Source organism: Oleiphilus sp. HI0128, assembly GCF_001635365.1.
In genome coordinates, this window is sequence record NZ_LWGG01000890.1 from 1 (window position 1) to 1519 (window position 1519).

2 protein-coding genes are annotated in these 1519 nt (G+C 44.2%); both read right to left on the reverse strand.

Translation table 11 applies throughout. The features are described from left to right. The coding region (locus tag A3763_RS14310) for a carboxylesterase (protein WP_156495100.1) at nt 1-748 on the reverse strand (748 nt) is incomplete at its 3' end. A 1-nt stretch (nt 749) separates the two neighbouring features. Beyond that, on the reverse strand, nt 750-1400 hold the full coding sequence (locus A3763_RS14315) for a hemolysin III family protein (RefSeq protein WP_068514341.1): 651 nt from the start codon (nt 1398-1400) through the stop codon (nt 750-752). Between the last annotated feature and the right edge of the window lie 119 nt (nt 1401-1519).

Consider the following 1519-nt stretch of genomic DNA (forward strand, 5'->3'; position numbering starts at 1 on the left):
AAATATCTCTACCGCTTTGGACGTCAACTTTTGGGTCTTTATCTGCATGAATGACTAAGGTTGGGATGGTGATGCTAGAGAGCCCTTTCTGGACTTGGTTCATTAATTTTTTGATTTCAACGATGCTGCTTACCGGGCAGCGTAGATAATTGATGTGAGGATTGTCGGCATGGTTGGTGACAAACTCTTTACGAAACTTTTTAGTATCAAATACCGGATTAGCTATTTGTCTTAGAACCTTATTCCAGGTGTTGACAGGTTTGGCAAAGTTAGCAGAGAATTTTTTAAACTTGAGCGGCGCGCTGATACTCACAAGTGCATCAAAGGCGTCGGGTTTATCAATGACTTGTTTAAGTGCCACCGCAGCGCCAGTAGAGAAACCAGCGATGACGATATGCTCACAGCAGTGCTTAAGTATTTCGTGGCCCCGGTTAACCGCCGCCGTCCATTCGCTCATTTTACGGCGAGATAAATCATCTGCCGATGTACCGTGCCCGTCCATTCGTGGCGCGTAGACGGTATAGCCTTGGCTATAAAGATAGTCAGCCCACTCTCGCACTTCTTCCGGGGCAGCCATTAGGCCATGAACAAGCAGCACTCCCTGCGTGGCTTGAGGCTGATGAAGCAGGTAAGGTTGGCCAATTTCTGGTGGCTTGGTTTCACCTTTAAGGAAGTGTTCCTGGTAATCGTTTATAAAACGACTCGTTTCTTCCTCTAGCAGGCATTGTGCTTTAGAGCTTAAGCTCATCTTAGGCTGACGCCGTAGCGGAAAATGCACTGTAAATCAGGCTGTAATGACAGGCGCCACCAATTAAGACCATTACGTGGAAGAGTTCATGGAAACTGAAAATTCCAGGCAACATTAAGGGTTTCTTACTTGCATAGAAAATAGCACCTAGCGTGAACGCGATACCGCCAGCAAAAAGCAGATTAACCTGCATATCGGTCATGAGATCCAAGATTTGTTGCATGGGGAAAACTAGCATCCAGCCCATTGTCAGAAAAATTAAGGCATAGAGTATTCTTGGTGCGCGCGGGAAGAATAATTGTGAGCACAGGCCAAATGCCACCAGTCCCCATTGAATTGCTATCATTGGTAAGCGCCAGTCATCATCCAGAAAGAAGTAGCAGACGGGAGTATAAGAACCAGCAATCATAAAGAATATCGCTAAGCGGTCCATTTTTCGCCAGAAAGATAGCTCGTTCTCTTGCTTTTTAAAGCAGTGGTATAAAGAGCTAGCAGAAAAAAGAAAGATTAGTGACAAACCGTAAACTAAGGCTGTGACGAGCATTGAAGCAGAGCCGGTTGCAACCTTTAATAAAAAAACTGTACCGACCACGGCTGCTATCGCGCCAAGCAGGTGAGAGTAGAAGTTGAATGCTTCAGAGCTTTTAACCATTTTCAATACCGCTTTTTGTGTAGGTCTGAGGATAATAAGTCTAAAAAAAGTATCACAAGTGTGAGCTGAATTTGTTGCTTAATCTTAATCACCATAATGTTAAAAAAATAGACTTTAAG